Here is a 14922-nt window from a genome sequence, read left to right on the forward strand (position 1 = left end):
CCCGGCGGTGCTCGCCGCCGAACCCGCCGATCAGGAAGTACATCGGGATCAGCGTGGCCTCGAAGAACACGTAGAACAGCAGCACGTCGTCGGCCAGGAAGGTGAACAGCGCGGTGCCCTCCAGGGCCAGCGCCATCGCGAAGTAGCCCTGGGCGTTCCACCGCCCGTGGCCGGCGATCTTCCAGTCGGCGGCCAGCACCAGCGGGGTCAGGATGGTGGTCAGCAGCACCATCACCAGGCCCATGCCGTCCACGCCCAGCGCCCAGAACGCGCCGAAGGCGGCGATCCAGGGCTGCCGGACGCTCAGGTCGGCACCGCCGGCGAATTGCACGGCGACCAGCACCGCCACGGCGAGGGTGAGCACCGAGAAGCCCAGGCCGATCGCCCTGGCCGCGCCGCGCACCGGCAGCGCCAGCACCAGCGCCCCGAGCAGCGGAATCAGCCCCAGCAGGGTAAGCACACTCATCTCAGCTCCTCCCTCAGCCGGCCAGGCCGAGGATCAACACGGCACCGACCACCAGGACGCCCAGCACCATGGTCAGCGCGTAGCTGCGGACATAGCCGTTCTGCGTCCGGCGTCCGCCGACGCTCAGGCCGCCGATCGCCCGGCTCAGCGTTCCGACGAATCCCTCGATGCCCTTGGCGTCGGTCAGCACCGCGGCCCGGGACATGCCCATCACCGGCTGAACCACCAGGGCGTCGTTGAACGCGTCGCCGTAGAGGTCGTTGCGGCCGGCCACGGCCAGCGGGTTGCCGGCCGGCGCGGTGGCCGGGATCGGACGGCGTCCGAAGACCAGCCAGCCGATCAGCACCCCGGCGGCGACCACGATCATGGTCAGCCAGCCGATCGGGGTGGGCAGCAGCTCCACCTCGTGCGGATGGGCACCGGTGGACGGCTCCAGCCAGTCCTGGATCCACCAGTTCATCGCGGCACCGGCGACCACGCTGAGCGCCGCCAGCACCATCAGCGGCACCGTCATCACCGCCGGCGACTCGTGCGGATGGACGCCGTCCAGCCAGCGCTTGCGGCCGGCGAAGGTCATCAGCATCAGCCGGGTCATGTAGAACGCGGTCACCCCGGCACCGAGCAGCGCCAGCGTGCCGACCAGCATGCTGCGGCCGAAGGCGGCCTCGATGATGTGGTCCTTGGAGAAGTAGCCGGCGGTGAGCGGGAAGCCGATGATCGCCAGGTAGCCCATGGTGAAGGTCCAGAAGGTGACCGGCAGGTACTTGGCCAGCGCCCCGTAGTGCCGCATGTCGACGTCGTCGTCCATGCCGTGCATCACCGAGCCGGCGCCGAGGAACATATTCGCCTTGAACGCGCCGTGGGTGAGCAGGTGGAAGATGGCGAAGGCGTAGCCGGCCGGGCCGATGCCGGCGGCCAGCATCATGTAGCCGATCTGGCTCATCGTGGAGCCGGCCAGCACCTTCTTGATGTCGTCCTTGGAGGTGCCGATCCAGGCGCCGGCCAGCAGCGTCACCGTGCCGACGATCACCACCGCGGCCTGCGCGGTCGGGCTGAGGTCGAAGATGGCGTGGCTGCGCACCACCAGGTAGACGCCGGCGGTGACCATGGTGGCGGCGTGGATCAGCGCCGACACCGGGGTCGGGCCCTCCATGGCGTCCAGCAGCCAGGCCTGCAGCGGAACCTGCGCCGACTTGCCGCAGGCGCCGAGCAGCAGCAGCATCCCGATCACCGTGGCCCACGGGCCCTCCAGGTGGGCGGCGCCCTGGTTGACGTCGATGAACGCGGACGAGCCGAACTGGGCCAGCATCGTCGAGACGGCCAGCACCATGCCCAGGTCGCCGACCCGGTTCATCACGAAGGCCTTCTTCGCCGCGGCCGCAGCGGACGGCTTGTGCTGCCAGAACCCGATCAGCAGGTAGGACGCCAGGCCGACGCCCTCCCAGCCGACGAACAGCACCAGGTAGTTGTCGGCCAGCACCAGGATCAGCATGGCGGCGACGAACAGGTTCAGGTAGCCGAAGAAGCGGCGCTTGCGCGGGTCGTGCGCCATGTAGCCCAGCGAGTAGACGTGGATCAGGCCGCCGACGCCGGTGATCAGCAGGGCGAACAGGATGGACAGCTGGTCGACCAGCAGCCCGACGTCCAGCTGCCAGGAGCCGGTGCTGAACCAGGTGTAGAGCGGCACCGACACCGCGCGCGCCTGCGCCGGCGAGCCCAGCTGCTGGACGAACAGCGTCACCGCGACCAGGAACGATCCGGTGATCATCGCCACCGCCAGCGCCGGGCCGGCCTTGCCGAGCAGGCGGCCGAAGCCGAGCAGCAGCAGGGCGCCCAGCGCGGGCAGCGCGATCATCAGCCAGGCGTAGCCGAACAGCCCGGTCGCCGCGACCGGCTCGACGACTTCCATCGGAATCATCGGCTCATCCCCTCATCGCTGGTCGAGACCTCGCCGGTGAGCGGTGTCGACACGCTCGACCAACGGGCCCGGGTATCGATCGGTGTGCAGAGCATGCGGTCCCTCACTGGTTCAGCAGGTTCGCGTTGTCGACCGAGGTCGAACGGCGGGTCTTGTAGATGCTGACGATGATCCCCAGCCCGACGACCACCTCGGCGGCCGCCACCACCATCACGAAGAAGCTGGCCAGCTGGCCGTCGAAGCTGCCGTGGTGGTAGGCGAAGGCGACCAGCGCCAGGTTGGCCGCGTTCAGCATCAGCTCCACCGACATGAACGCCACCAGCGCGTTGCGCCGGATCATCACGCCGATCGCGCCGATCACGAACAGGATCACCGCCAGGTAGAGGTACTCCTCGATCACAGCTCTTCCTCCTCCTCGTCACGCACCCGCTCGGCCTCGGCGAAGGCGTCCGCGGTGATCTGCTTCAACTGGACGCTGTCCAGCTGGGCGCCGCGTTCGGCGAGGGTCCGGCTGATCGACTCCTCGGCGATGCTGCCGTCGGGCAGCAGGGCCGGGGTGGCGATCGAGTTGCTGGTGGCGAACACGCCCGAATTCGGCAGCGAGCCGGGGTGGGCGCCGCTGGCGGCGTAGGCCTTCATCCGCTCCTGCGCCTGCTCCTTCTGGCCCAGCTTCGGCTTGGTGCGCTGCGCGTGGGCGAAGATCATCGCCCCCACGGCCGCGGTGATCAGCAGCGCCGAGGTGAGTTCGAAGACCCACACGTAGCGTCCGAACAGCAGTTGCGCGATCGACTCGACGTTGCCGCCACCGGCCGCGGTGGCCGCCTCCATGGTCTTCGCCGGGGTGACGATCGCACCGCCGATCGCGAACACCATCAGCCCGAGCAGGCCCAGCGCGCCGAGCGCCGACAGCACCCGCTGGCCCTTGATCGTCTCCACGATCGAGTCCGGGGTGTCGACGCCGACCAGCATCAGCACGAACAGGAACAGCATCAGCACCGCGCCGGTGTAGACGATGATCTGGATGGCGAACAGGAACGGGGCGTCCAGGGACGCGTACAGCACCGCCAGGCAGACCATGGTGAGCGCCATCGACAGCGCCGAATGCACCGCCTTGCGGAACAGGATCAGGCCCAGGCCGCCCAACACCATCAGCGGGGCGCAGATCCAGAACACGACGTTCATCGGGCCTCCTGCACCGACGGCGTCCGGGTGTCCGGCGTCCCCGTCTTCGGCAGCCCCAGGAAGTAGGTCTGTTCGTCGTCGCCGAGCCGGCGCGGATGCGGCGGCGCCTCCATGCCGGGCAGCAGCGGAGCCAGCAGCCGGTCCTTGGTGTAGATCATCTTCTCGCGGGTGGTGTCGCCCAGCTTGAACTCGTTGGTCATGGTCAGCGCCCGGGTCGGGCAGGCCTCGATGCACAACCCGCACAGGATGCAGCGCAGGTAGTTGATCTGGTACACCGAGCCGTACCGCTCGCCGGGCGAGAACCGGGCCTCCTCGGTGTTGTCGGCGCCCTCCACGTAGATGGCGTCGGCCGGGCAGGCCCAGGCGCACAGCTCACAGCCGACGCACTTCTCCAGGCCGTCGGGCCAGCGGTTCAGCTGGTGCCGGCCGTGGAACCGCGGCGCGGTGACCTTGACCTTGCCCTTCTCGGGATAGCCCTGGGTGAAGGTCTTGCGGAAGATGGTCCGGAAGGTGACGCCGAAACCGGCCCACTGATCTGCGAGAGAAGCCATCAGGTGTGTGTCCTTTCCGCTTCGGCGTGCAGTACGTCGGCCTGCTCGGGCAGCCGCTGGCCCGGCATCGGCGGCACCGGATAGCCGCCGGCGAACGGGTCGAAGGCCGCGGTACTCTCCGGTTCCGGCTCGGGTTCTCGGTCCAGCAGCCACCACAGCGCGAACAGTGCGATCACCACCACGGCGGCGATGCCGATCACGAGCGGGTTGGCCAGCCAGCCCTCGGCCCGGGCGATCCGCACGGTGGCGACCAGCATCACCCAGACCAGCGAGATCGGGATCAGCCACTTCCAGCCCAGGGTCATGAACTGGTCGTAGCGGAACCGCGGCAGGGTGCCGCGCAGCCAGACGAACAGCGAGATGAACAGCTGCACCTTGAGCGCGAACCACAGCGGGCCCCACCAGCCCTGGTCCATTGCCGGGACCAGCCAGTTGATCGGCCAGGGGGCGTGGTAGCCGCCGACGAACAAGGTGGTGCAGACCGCCGAGACGGTGGCCATGTTGATGTACTCGGCCAGGAAGTAGATGGCGTAGCGGAAGCCGGAGTATTCGGTCAGGTAGCCCGACACCAGCTCCGATTCGCACTCCGGCAGGTCGAACGGCGCCCGGTTGGTCTCGCCGACCATCGAGATCACGTAGATCACGAACGACGGGATCAGCAGCAGGAAGTACCAGCTCTGCAAGCCCCAGTCCTGGCCGAAGATCAGCAGCGGCTGGCCCTGGGCCTCGACGATCTGCGAGGTGGACATCGACTTGCTGTGCAGGAAGACCGCCACCAGCGCCAGGCCCATGCTCAGCTCGTAGGAGATCATCTGCGCCGACGAGCGCAGCGCGCCGAGCAGCGAATACGGCGAGTTGGACGACCAGCCGGCCAGCACGAAGCCGTAGATGCCGACCGAGGCGACCGCCAGGATCACCAGCACCGAGATCGGCAGGTCGGTGAGCTGCAGCCGGGTCCGGACGCCGAACACCTCGACCTCGCCGCCGAACGGCATCACCGACCAGGCGGTGAACGCGGCGGTGCCGGCGATCAGCGGCGCCAGGGTGAACAGCACCCGGTCGGCCGATTTGGGCCGGAAGTCCTCTTTGATCAGCAGCTTCATGCCGTCGGCCAGGGCCTGGCCGAGGCCGAACGGGCCGTTCATGATGGGGCCCAGCCGGTGCTGCATCTTGCCCACCAGCCGGCGCTCGTACCAGACGTTGAAGATCGTCCAGACCAGCAGCACCACGAACAGCACCACCACCTTGATCAGCACCAGCCACCACGGGTCGGTGCCGAACAGGGACAGATCGAGCGGGATCATGCCGCACCTCCTTCGCTGGACGCCTCACCCGGGTCGCTCACCGTGACGCCGGCACCGTGCACCAGGCCGAGTTCGGACAACGGCGTGCCCGGCGCGTGGGTGGGCACCCAGACCGTGTCGGGTGCCATCCCCGGGGTGATCTGCAGCGGCAGGGTCAGCCAGCCGTCGCCGCCGGTGATGGTCACCGAGTCGACCAGGCCGTGCGCCTGCGCCACCTCGGGCGAGGTGCGGGCCAGCACCGGACGGGCGGTGGCCTGCAGCGCCTGCTCGCCGTCGTTGGAGCGGGAACCGTCGATCAACTCGCGCCAGGTGGCCAGCGCCAACTCGCCCTCGGCCGGTCCGGCGACCCCGCGGGTCCGCACCAACTGCACCCGGGTGCCGTCCCAGGAGCCCAGCTCGTCGAGCTCGGTGAGCGCCTGCCGGGCCGTCCGGATGCCCAGCGGACGCCCCAGCGCGTCGGCCAGCGCCGCCAGCACCCGCAGGTCGGTCATCGGCTGGTTGGGCTGCTTGATCACCGTGTTCACCCGGCCGCGGCGATGCTCCCAGTTCATGAAGTGACCGGGCCGCTCCTCGATCAGCGCGATCGGGAAGACCACGTCGGCGCGCTCGGTGACCTCGCTGAGCCGCTGCTCCAGGCTGATCACGAAGGACGCCTGGTCGAGACCCTGGCGGACCTCCTCGGCGTGCGCGAAGTCGGACGGCTCCAGCCCGCCCACCAGCAGCGCCAGGCCGCCGTCGCGGGCCGCGGCCAGCTGCGCGTCGGCGTCCATCCCGGACGTGCCGGGCAGCACCTGGACGCCCCAGGCCGCTTGGACGTCCACCCGGGCCAGCACCTCCGCGACCGGACGGCCGCCGGGCAGCAGGTTGGGCAGGCAGCCGGCCTCGATCGCGCCCCGGTCGCCGGCCCGCCGCGGGATCCAGCCCAGCCGGGCGCCGGTCCGGTCGACGAACTCGGCGACCGCGGTGAGCAGCCCCGGCACGGTGGCGGCCCGGTCGCCGACCAGCACGATGGTGCCGGCGTCGGCGTCCAGGCCGGCCAGCACCTCGGCCTCGGTGCCCGGCACCGTCGGGATCACTTCGGCGTTCAGCTTCGCCGAGCCGTTGGAGGCGTACGGGGCCAGGGTGACCACCTTGGTGCCGTACTTGCGGACCGCCTTGCGCAGCCGCAGGAAGACCATGGCGGCCTCGTCCTCGGGCTCGAAGGCGACCAGCAGCACCCGCTCCGCCGCCTGCAGCGCGGTGTAGCTGAGCTGCTCGGAGTCCAGCGCCCGGCCGGCCACCCGGTTGGCCAGGAAGGCGGCCTCCTCGGCGCTGTGCGGGCGGGCCCGGAAGTCGATGTTGTTGGTGCCCAGCACCACGCGGGCGAATTTGGCGTAGCCGTAGGCGTCCTCGACGGTGAGCCGGCCACCGGTCAGCACCCCCACCCGGGAACCGGCCTGGCGCAGCCCGGCGACGGCGGCGTCGATCGCCTCCGGCCAGGACGCCACCCGCAGCGCGCCGTTCTCGCGGATCAGCGGCCGGGTCAGCCGGTCCTCACCGCGTCCGGACTTGAACGCGAACCGGCCCCGGTCGCAGTTCCACTCCTCGTTGACCTCCGGCGCGTCGCCGGCCAGCCGGCGCTTCACCTGGAAGTGCCGGTGATCGGTGCGCAGCTGGCAGCCGCCGGCGCAGTGCTCGCAGGTGGTCGGTGTGCTGACCAGGTCGAACGGCCGGCTCTGGAACCGGTACGAGGCGCTGGTCAGGGCACCCACCGGGCAGATCTGGATGACGTTGCCGGAGAAGTAGGAGTTGTACGGCTGGTCCTCGTAGTAGCCGACCTGCTGCAGCGCGCCGCGCTCCACCAGGGTGATGAACGGGTCGCCGGAGATCTGCTCGGAGAACCGGGTGCAGCGGGCGCACAGCACGCACCGTTCCCGGTCGAGCAGGATCTGCGCCGAGATGCTCACCGGCTTGGGGAAGGTCCGCTTCACACCCTCGTAGCGGGACTCGCCGCGTCCGGTGCTCATCGCCTGGTTCTGCAGCGGGCACTCGCCGCCCTTGTCGCAGATCGGGCAGTCCAGCGGATGGTTGATCAGCAGGAACTCGATCATCCCCTTCTGGGCCTTCGCCGCCACCGGCGAGGTCTCCTGGGTGAGGATCTTCATCCCGGGCGCGCACTCCAGCGTGCAGGACGCCTGCGGCTTCGGCATGCCGCGTCCGTTGCCCATGTCGGGCACCTCGACCAGGCACTGCCGGCAGGCGCCGACCGGGTCGAGCAGCGGATGGTCGCAGAACCGCGGGATCGCCACCCCGATCATCTCGGCGGCCCGGATCGCCAGCGTGCCCTTCGGCACTTGCACCTCGGTGCCGTCGATGAAGACGCTGATCAGGTCGCTGGCGACGACTTCGCCAGGCTTCGCGGTGACCGTCATGCGTGCGCTCCTTCCACGCTGGCCGTCGACTCGAACAGCGCGCTGCGCTGGTACGGGAACAGCTCCCAGGCCGGGGTGTGCATGCCCTGCTCGAATTCGTCGCGGAAGTGCCTGATCGCACTGGTCAGGCAGGCCACCGCGCCGTCGGCGAGGGCGCAGAACGAGCGGCCGCCGATGTCCTCGGCGATGTCCAGCAGCTTCTCGATGTCGCCGTCCTGGGCCTGCCCGGCCTCGAACTTCCTCAGGGTCTGCACCAGCCACCAGTTGCCCTCGCGGCAGGGCGTGCACTTGCCGCAGGACTCGTGCTTGTAGAACTCGATCCAGCGCAGCGTGGTGCGCACCACCGAGGTGGTCTCGTCGAAGCACTGCAGCGCCTTCGTGCCGAGCATGGTGCCGGCCGCGCCCATCGACTCGTAGTCCAGCGGCAGGTCGATGTCGGCCGCGGTCAGGATCGGGGTCGAGCTGCCGCCCGGCGTCCAGAACTTCAGCTCGTGGCCCTCGCGGATGCCGCCGGAGAGCTCCAGCAGCTGCCGCAGCGTGACGCCCAGCGGCGCCTCGAACTGGCCGGGACGCTTCACGTGCCCGGACAGCGAATAGATGGTCATGCCCTTGGACCGCTCGGTGCCCATCAGGTTGAACCAGGCCGCGCCGCGGTCGATGATCGCCGGAACCGAGGCGATCGACTCGACGTTGTTCACCACGGTCGGGGACGCGTACAGGCCGGCCACCGCCGGGAACGGGGGACGCAGCCGGGGCTGACCGCGGCGTCCCTCCAGCGAGTCCAGCAGCGCGGTCTCCTCGCCGCAGATGTAGGCGCCGGCGCCGGCGTGCACCACGACCTCCAGGTCGTAGCCGCTGCCCAGGATGTTCTTGCCGGCGTAGCCGGCCGAGTAGGCCTCGCGGACCGCCTGCTGCAGTCGGCGGATCACGTGCAGCACCTCGCCGCGGCAGTAGATGAAGGCGTAGGAGCAGCCGATCGCGTAGGCGGCGATGATGACGCCCTCGACCAGGGTGTGCGGACTGGCCAGCATCAGCGGCATGTCCTTGCAGGTGCCCGGCTCGGACTCGTCGGCGTTCACCACCAGGTACTTCGGGTTCGGGTTGTCCTGCGGGACGAAGGACCACTTCATGCCGGTCGGGAACCCGGCGCCGCCACGGCCGCGCAGCCCGGAATCCTTGACCACGCCCATCACCTCGGCCGGGGTCTGACCGAGCGCCTTGCGCAACGCCCGGTAGCCGCCGCGGCGTTCGTAGTTGGTCAGCTTCCAGGCCCGCTCGTCGGCCCAGTTCTCACTCAGGACAGGGGCCAGCGGATCGCTCACTGGTCACCTCCGGACTCGTCGTCGGCGGGGGCCGGGGGCACCTCGGGCGCCGCCCAGCCACGTTCCCGGGCCACCCGCAGGCCCAGCGTGGACGCCTCGCCCGCGGTCGGTCCCTCGTCGGCCCGGCCGTCCGGGAACCCGGCCAGCACGCGCTCGGCGTCCTTCCAGGAGGTGAGGGTCGCACCGCGCGGGGAGCGGACGGTCTCGCCGGTCGCCAGGGCTTCCAGCAGCTCGTCCACCTTCTCCGGCGTCATGTTGTCGAAGAACTCCCAGTTGACCATCATCACCGGGGCGAAGTCGCAGGCGGCGTTGCACTCGATCCGCTCCAGCGAGAAGGTGCCGTCGGCGGTGGTCTCGCCCTCGTGGATGCCGAGCCGGTCGCAGACCCGGTCGAGCAGCTGGTCGCCGCCCATCACCGCGCACAGCGCCGTGGTGCACACCCCGACGTGATGCTTCCCGGCCGGACGCCGCCGGTACATGGTGTAGAAGGTGGCCACCCCGGAGACCTGGGCGGTGGTGATGCCCAGGATCTCGGCGCAGGCCTGGACACCGGCCGGGCTGATCCGGCCGTCGACGCTCTGCACCAGGTGCAGCATCGGCAGCAGCGCCGAGCGGGCCTGCGGGTAGCGGGCCGCGATCTGCCGCATCTCTTCCCGGGTCGCCTCGGTGATGCTGGTCGCGGTGTCGTCGTAGTCGATGCCCCCCGACTCGGGGAACCAGGACTGGAACTCGTGGCCATTCATCGGTCCACTCCTCCGTGTCGCAAGTTGGCGCTAGCGGTGCCGGAGGTGGCGATCGTCCCGATCTGCGCTCTGCCCATCATCGGTCCACCCCTCCCATCACCGGGTCCAGCGAACCGACCGCCACCACGACGTCGGAGATCATTCCGCCCTCGCACTGGATCGGCACCGACTGCAGGTGGTTGAACCCGGGGTCGCGCATGTGCACCCGGAACGGCCGGGTGCCGCCGTCGGAGACCACGTGGCAGGCGATCTCGCCCTTCGGGGACTCGATCGGCACGTAGGCCTGGCCGGGCGGCACCCGGAAGCCCTCGGTGACGATCTTGAAGTGGTGGATCAGCGCCTCCATGGACTCCCCCATGATGTGCTTGATGTGCTCGTGGCTGTTGCCCTGGCCGTCCGGCCCGACCGCCAGCTGCGCCGGCCAGGCGATCTTCGGGTCGTCCACCATCACCGGCTTGCCGCGGGATGCCTCCAGCCGGTCGGCGCACTGCTCGACGATCTTCAGGCTCTCCCACATCTCGTCCAGCCGGACCCGGAACCGGGCGTAGCTGTCGCTGCTGGCCCACTCGTCGTCCGGGCTCCAGGCCTTCGACTCGAAATCGTAGGTCTCGTAGCCGCAGTAGGGCTGCTGCTTGCGCAGGTCCCAGTTGTAGCCGGTGGAGCGCAGCACCGGGCCGGTCACGCCCAGCGCCATGCAGGCGGCCAGGTCCTGGTGGCCGATGCCCATCATCCGCATCTTGAAGATCGGGTTCTCGTTGCAGAACGCCGCGTACTCCGGCAGATGCTTGTGCAGCCAGGCGATCAGTTCGCGCAACTGGGCGATGCCGGTCTCGGGCAGGTCGTTGGCGACGCCACCGGGACGGATGTAGGCGTGGTTCATCCGCAGCCCGGTGACCGCCTCGAAGAAGTCGAGGATCATCTCGCGCTCGCGGAAGCCGATGGTCATCACGGTCAGCGCGCCGATCTCCATGCCGCCGGTGCCGATCGCGACCAGGTGCGAGGAGATCCGGTTCAGCTCCATCATCAGCACCCGGATCACGCTGGCCCGCTCGGGGATGTCGTCCTCGATGCCGAGCAGCCGCTCCACCGCCAGGCAGTAGGCGACCTCGTTGAAGATCGGGGCGACGTAGTCCATCCGGGTGACGAAGGTGGTGCCCTGCGTCCAGGTGCGGTACTCCATGTTCTTCTCGATCCCGGTGTGCAGGAAGCCGATGCCGGGACGGATGCTCAACACCGTCTCGCCGTCGCACTCCAGGATCAGTCGCAGCACGCCGTGGGTGGACGGGTGCTGCGGCCCCATGTTGATCACCAGGATCTCGTCGGAGCGTTCCGCCTGCTCGGCGGCGATCTCGGCCCAGTCGCCGCCCATCGCCGTGTAGACGGTGCCTTCGGTGGCCTCGCCGGGCTGGGCGTAGAAGTCGGTGGTGCTCATCGGTAGCTCCTCCGCTGGTCGGGCGGCGGCACGGTGGCCCCCTTGTACTCCACCGGGATGCCGCCCAGCGGATAGTCCTTGCGCTGCGGATGCCCGACCCAGTCGTCCGGCATCAGGATCCGGGTCAGGTGCGGGTGGCCGTCGAAGACGATGCCGAACATGTCCCAGGTCTCCCGCTCGTGCCAGTCGGCGGCCGGGTAGATGGCCACCACGCTGGGCACGTGCGGGTCGCCGTCGGGGGCGGTGGTCTCCACCCGGAGCCGGCGGTTGTGGGTCATCGACTGCAGGTGGTAGGCGACGTGCAGCTCGGCGCCGGTGTCGGTCGGGTAGTGCACGCCGGAGACGCTGGCGCAGAACTCGAAGCGCAGCTGGGCGTCGTCGCGCAGCTGGCCCATCGCCTCGGTGAGCTTCTCCCGGGCGATGAAGAAGGTCAGCTCGCCGCGGTCGAAGACGACCCGGACCAGGGCGTCCGGGACCAGCTGCAACAGGCGTCCGGTGACCCCGGCGTACCAGCCGTCGTCGGGCAGGCCGGCGTTCGGCAGTTCGACGGTGCGGACGATCCGGCCGTAGCCGGAGGTGTCGCCGGAGCCGTCGGACCACATGCCCTTGCGGGTCTCGATGACGTGGACGCCGGCCGGCACCTGGGCGACGGCGTCCAGCACCTCGTCGGGCTGGGCGTCCTCGCGTTCCAGGCCGGCGCCGGGGGCCGAGTCCGGCCCTTCGACATGGCTGTCGATGCTCTTCTCGTCGCCGGGCGCCTTCTCGTCCGGCTTCGCAGCGTCGGTCATCGCATGAGGCCCTTCATCTCGTGCGTCGCCATCGCCTCCAGGGCGGCCTGCTCCTGGGCCTCCAGCTCGGCCAGCTCGTGGGCGCCGATCGGCCGCTGCATGACGATCTGCTTGCGCAGTTTGAACATGGCGTCGATCAGCATGTCCGGACGCGGCGGGCAGCCGGGCACGTACATGTCGACCGGCACCAGATGGTCGCCGCCCTGCACGATCGCGTAGTTGTTGAACATGCCGCCGGAGGAGGCGCACACCCCCATCGCCAGCACCCACTTCGGGTTCGGCATCTGGTCGTACACCTGGCGCAGCACCGGGGCCATCTTCTGGCTGATCCGGCCCGAGATGATCATCAGATCGGCCTGCCGCGGCGAGGCCCGGAACACCTCCTGGCCCCAGCGTCCGGCGTCGAACCGGGGCGCGCCGTAGGTCATCATCTCGATCGCGCAGCAGGCCAGCCCGAAGGTGGCCGGCCAGAAGGACGCCTGACGCATCCAGCCGAAGATGCCTTCGACCGTGGTCAGCAGCACCCCCTGGGGAATCTTGTCCTCAAGCCCCATGTCGCACCCCCCGCGCGCCGGTCCAGCTCTGTGCCGTCATCGTGCTCAGTCCCATTCCAGGCCACCTCGCCTGATCTCGTAGAAGTAGGCCACGCCGAGCACGATCAGGAAGACCATCATCGCGCCGAATCCGAAGATGCCCAGGTTGTCGAAGGCCACCGCCCACGGGTACAGGAACGCCACCTCGACGTCGAAGACCAGGAACATCATCGCCGTGATGTAGTACTTGACCGGGAACCGGCCGCCGCCGGCCGCCGCCGGGGTCGGATCGATGCCGCACTCGTAGGTGTCGTACTTGACCCGGTTGTAGCGCCGCGGCCCGACCAGCAGGCTGAGCACCACCGACACCACCAGGAAGGCGGCCGCCAGCGCCATGATCCCCAGGATCGGGATGTAGGGACTCATCGTTGCCTCCGTCCGGTCATGCCGAGGGAACCACCCTCGACAGTGAGTGGATCACGCGATCCATCCAATCACCTTCTCTGGTGTCGTAAAGGTGAGCCAGCAACTTGATGGTGAATCGCATCAAGGTCGGCCGCGGCAGCCCGTAGCGGACGCAGACCCGCATCACCTGCGGATGCTCGATCAGCTTCACGAAGGTCTGGCCGAGCCGGAAGTAGCCGCCCCACTCGTGGGCCAGCTGGGCCGGGTAGCCGGCCAGCGCCTTCTCGGCGGCCGGCGTCCCGACGCCCTCGGCATGGGCCCGGGCCACCGCGTCCGCGGCGGCCTCGCCGGCCTCCATCGCGTACGGGATGCCCTCGCCGTTGAACGGGGACACCATGCCGCCGGAGTCGCCGACCAGCACCAGGCCGCGGGCGTAGGCGGGCTTGCGGTTGAAGGCCATCGGCAGCGCCGCGGAGGCCACCGGACCGACCTGGTTGTCGGGGTTGAAGCCCCACTCGGCCGGGGTGTTGGCCAGCCAGCGGTGCAGCAGGTCGCGGTAGTTCAGCTTCTGCGAGGTGGCGCTGCTGGCCACCGTGCCCAGCCCGACGTTGCAGGTGCCGTCACCCATGCCGAAGATCCAGCCGTAGCCGGGCAGCAGGTCGGACTCCCCCGGCTTGCCGTCCCACAGCTGCAGCCAGGACTCCATCCAGTCGTCGTCGTGCCGGGGCGAGGTGAAGTAGGTGCGGCAGGCCACGCCCATCGGCTTCTTGCCGTCCTTGAGCAAACCCATCGACTTCGCGACCGGGGAGCTGTTGCCGTCGGCGGCGACCACGATCGGGGCGCGGAAGGTGCGGCCGTCCTTGGTGGTGACGCCGGTGATCCGTCCGCTGCGGTCGTCGATCACCGCGCCCTTGACGTTGGCCTGCTGATAGAGCGTGGCGCCCTTGGCGACGGCGTGGTTGGCCAGCAGCTCGTCGAAGTCGGCCCGCTTGCGGACCAGGCCGAAGGACGGGAACTCGCCCAGCTCGGGCCAGGGGATGTGGAACGGCTCGGGACGTGCGCCGTAGACCCGCAGGCCCTTGTTGTGCAGCCAGCCGGCTTCCTCGGAGACGTCGATGCCCATCCGCAGCAGCTGCTTGGTGGCGCGCGGGGTGAGCCCGTCGCCACACACCTTGTCGCGCGGGAAACTGCTCTTCTCCAGCAGGGCCACGTTCAGGCCCCGATCGGCCAGCCAGCAGGCGGTCGTCGCCCCGGCCGGACCGGCCCCGACGACGATGACGTCCGCCGTCTCCTCGGACATGCCACTCCTCGTCATTGTTGGGTTGGGCGCCATGGGCGCAGCCGTCAGTCTAGGCACGAAATGACATGACAGCCATTCGAACCGGGCGGGTTGCCGTGACTAAGCTGCGCGGGTGATCCCAGCGCCCTCGGCGACCCCCGTCCATGCCCGCACAATCGCTATTAACGATCCGGAATTGTTGGCAAAATACCTTGTGGACGAGGGCTCGGTGGCTTGGCTGCGACGCGGCGAGGGAATGGTCGGTCTGGGCCGTTTCGCGACCGTCGAGGTGGCCGATCCGGCCGAGGCGGACGCCTGGTGGAAGAGCTTCCTGGGCCGGGTCGAGCACCGCTGCGAGATCACCGGCGTGGCCGGCTCCGGACCGGTGGCGTTCGGGTCGTTCTGCTTCGATCCGGGTCACACCGTGGGGGTGTCCCGGCTGGTGGTGCCCCGGGTGGTCGTCGGACGCCGGGACGGCCGGGCCTGGCTGACGGTGCTGAGCTCGGAGCCCCTGGCCGACTCCCCTCCCGAGCGCTCGCCTAACTATTTCCTGCTCGCCGAGTTCGGCGAGCAGGAAATAGTTAGGCG

General features: G+C 69.5%; 13 protein-coding genes and 2 pseudogenes. 1 reads left to right on the forward strand and 14 read right to left on the reverse strand.

The window, feature by feature from the left end:
* The 14 genes and pseudogenes from QM582_RS19020 to QM582_RS19085 form a co-directional block, all read right to left on the reverse strand.
* Positions 1-466: pseudogene (locus tag QM582_RS19020) on the reverse strand (NADH-quinone oxidoreductase subunit M); the annotation flags it as partial.
* A 13-nt stretch (positions 467-479) separates the two neighbouring features.
* Positions 480-2384 (reverse strand): NADH-quinone oxidoreductase subunit L, encoded by a 1905-nt coding sequence (gene nuoL / locus QM582_RS19025; RefSeq protein WP_415087086.1) that lies wholly within the window; start codon positions 2382-2384, stop codon positions 480-482.
* Positions 2385-2487: 103 nt separating this feature from the next.
* Complete coding sequence (nuoK, locus tag QM582_RS19030) at positions 2488-2784, reverse strand: NADH-quinone oxidoreductase subunit NuoK (RefSeq protein WP_415087088.1); 297 nt, start codon at positions 2782-2784, stop codon at positions 2488-2490.
* Positions 2781-3566, reverse strand: coding sequence for an NADH-quinone oxidoreductase subunit J (locus QM582_RS19035; protein WP_415087090.1), 786 nt, complete (start codon positions 3564-3566; stop codon positions 2781-2783). Before QM582_RS19035 ends, nuoK begins: the two co-directional genes overlap by 4 nt.
* A complete protein-coding gene (gene nuoI / locus QM582_RS19040) occupies positions 3563-4117 on the reverse strand; it encodes an NADH-quinone oxidoreductase subunit NuoI (RefSeq protein ID WP_415087092.1) in 555 nt (184 codons plus the stop codon). Before nuoI ends, QM582_RS19035 begins: the two co-directional genes overlap by 4 nt.
* A complete protein-coding gene (nuoH, locus tag QM582_RS19045) occupies positions 4117-5421 on the reverse strand; it encodes an NADH-quinone oxidoreductase subunit NuoH (RefSeq protein ID WP_415087094.1) in 1305 nt (434 codons plus the stop codon). Before nuoH ends, nuoI begins: the two co-directional genes overlap by 1 nt.
* Positions 5418-7832 carry an NADH-quinone oxidoreductase subunit G gene (locus tag QM582_RS19050; RefSeq protein WP_415087096.1) on the reverse strand — a complete coding sequence of 805 codons (2415 nt, stop codon included), beginning with the start codon at positions 7830-7832 and terminating at the stop codon, positions 5418-5420. Before QM582_RS19050 ends, nuoH begins: the two co-directional genes overlap by 4 nt.
* Positions 7829-9154, reverse strand: a complete 1326-nt coding sequence (gene nuoF, locus QM582_RS19055) for an NADH-quinone oxidoreductase subunit NuoF (RefSeq protein WP_415087098.1) — start codon at positions 9152-9154, stop codon at positions 7829-7831. The genes QM582_RS19050 and nuoF overlap by 4 nt, the downstream gene beginning before the upstream one ends.
* Complete coding sequence (nuoE, locus tag QM582_RS19060; protein ID WP_415087100.1) at positions 9151-9897, reverse strand: NADH-quinone oxidoreductase subunit NuoE; 747 nt, start codon at positions 9895-9897, stop codon at positions 9151-9153. Before nuoE ends, nuoF begins: the two co-directional genes overlap by 4 nt.
* A 76-nt stretch (positions 9898-9973) precedes the next feature.
* Positions 9974-11329, reverse strand: a complete 1356-nt coding sequence (locus tag QM582_RS19065; protein ID WP_415087102.1) for an NADH-quinone oxidoreductase subunit D — start codon at positions 11327-11329, stop codon at positions 9974-9976.
* A complete protein-coding gene (locus tag QM582_RS19070) occupies positions 11326-12117 on the reverse strand; it encodes an NADH-quinone oxidoreductase subunit C (RefSeq protein ID WP_415087103.1) in 792 nt (263 codons plus the stop codon). The genes QM582_RS19065 and QM582_RS19070 overlap by 4 nt, the downstream gene beginning before the upstream one ends.
* Positions 12114-12671, reverse strand: a complete 558-nt coding sequence (locus tag QM582_RS19075; protein WP_415087105.1) for an NADH-quinone oxidoreductase subunit B — start codon at positions 12669-12671, stop codon at positions 12114-12116. The genes QM582_RS19070 and QM582_RS19075 overlap by 4 nt, the downstream gene beginning before the upstream one ends.
* Positions 12672-12716: 45 nt before the next feature.
* Positions 12717-13076, reverse strand: coding sequence for an NADH-quinone oxidoreductase subunit A (locus QM582_RS19080; RefSeq protein WP_415087107.1), 360 nt, complete (start codon positions 13074-13076; stop codon positions 12717-12719).
* Positions 13077-13092: 16 nt separating this feature from the next.
* Positions 13093-14355 (reverse strand): geranylgeranyl reductase family protein, encoded by a 1263-nt coding sequence (locus QM582_RS19085; protein ID WP_415087108.1) that lies wholly within the window; start codon positions 14353-14355, stop codon positions 13093-13095.
* A 208-nt stretch (positions 14356-14563) separates the two neighbouring features.
* On the opposite strand from QM582_RS19085, the pseudogene QM582_RS19090 reads away from it, so the two are divergent.
* A pseudogene (locus QM582_RS19090) lies at positions 14564-14922 on the forward strand (isochorismate synthase); the annotation flags it as partial.

This window comes from Micropruina sp., from assembly GCF_047607385.1.
Lineage (GTDB): Bacteria > Actinomycetota > Actinomycetes > Propionibacteriales > Propionibacteriaceae > Micropruina.

What these genes read in the sequence shown, in the direction of transcription:
- QM582_RS19070 (WP_415087103.1), bottom strand. Translation starts at nt 12,117, where the DNA reads ATGACCGACGCTGCGAAGCCGGACGAGAAGGCGCCCGGCGACGAGAAG.
- nuoE (WP_415087100.1), bottom strand. Translation starts at nt 9,897, where the DNA reads ATGAATGGCCACGAGTTCCAGTCCTGGTTCCCCGAGTCGGGGGGCATC.
- QM582_RS19065 (WP_415087102.1), bottom strand. Translation starts at nt 11,329, where the DNA reads ATGAGCACCACCGACTTCTACGCCCAGCCCGGCGAGGCCACCGAAGGC.
- QM582_RS19050 (WP_415087096.1), bottom strand. Translation starts at nt 7,832, where the DNA reads ATGACGGTCACCGCGAAGCCTGGCGAAGTCGTCGCCAGCGACCTGATC.
- nuoH (WP_415087094.1), bottom strand. Translation starts at nt 5,421, where the DNA reads ATGATCCCGCTCGATCTGTCCCTGTTCGGCACCGACCCGTGGTGGCTG.
- QM582_RS19085 (WP_415087108.1), bottom strand. Translation starts at nt 14,355, where the DNA reads ATGTCCGAGGAGACGGCGGACGTCATCGTCGTCGGGGCCGGTCCGGCC.
- nuoI (WP_415087092.1), bottom strand. Translation starts at nt 4,117, where the DNA reads ATGGCTTCTCTCGCAGATCAGTGGGCCGGTTTCGGCGTCACCTTCCGG.
- QM582_RS19080 (WP_415087107.1), bottom strand. Translation starts at nt 13,076, where the DNA reads ATGAGTCCCTACATCCCGATCCTGGGGATCATGGCGCTGGCGGCCGCC.
- QM582_RS19075 (WP_415087105.1), bottom strand. Translation starts at nt 12,671, where the DNA reads ATGGGGCTTGAGGACAAGATTCCCCAGGGGGTGCTGCTGACCACGGTC.
- QM582_RS19035 (WP_415087090.1), bottom strand. Translation starts at nt 3,566, where the DNA reads ATGAACGTCGTGTTCTGGATCTGCGCCCCGCTGATGGTGTTGGGCGGC.
- nuoL (WP_415087086.1), bottom strand. Translation starts at nt 2,384, where the DNA reads ATGATTCCGATGGAAGTCGTCGAGCCGGTCGCGGCGACCGGGCTGTTC.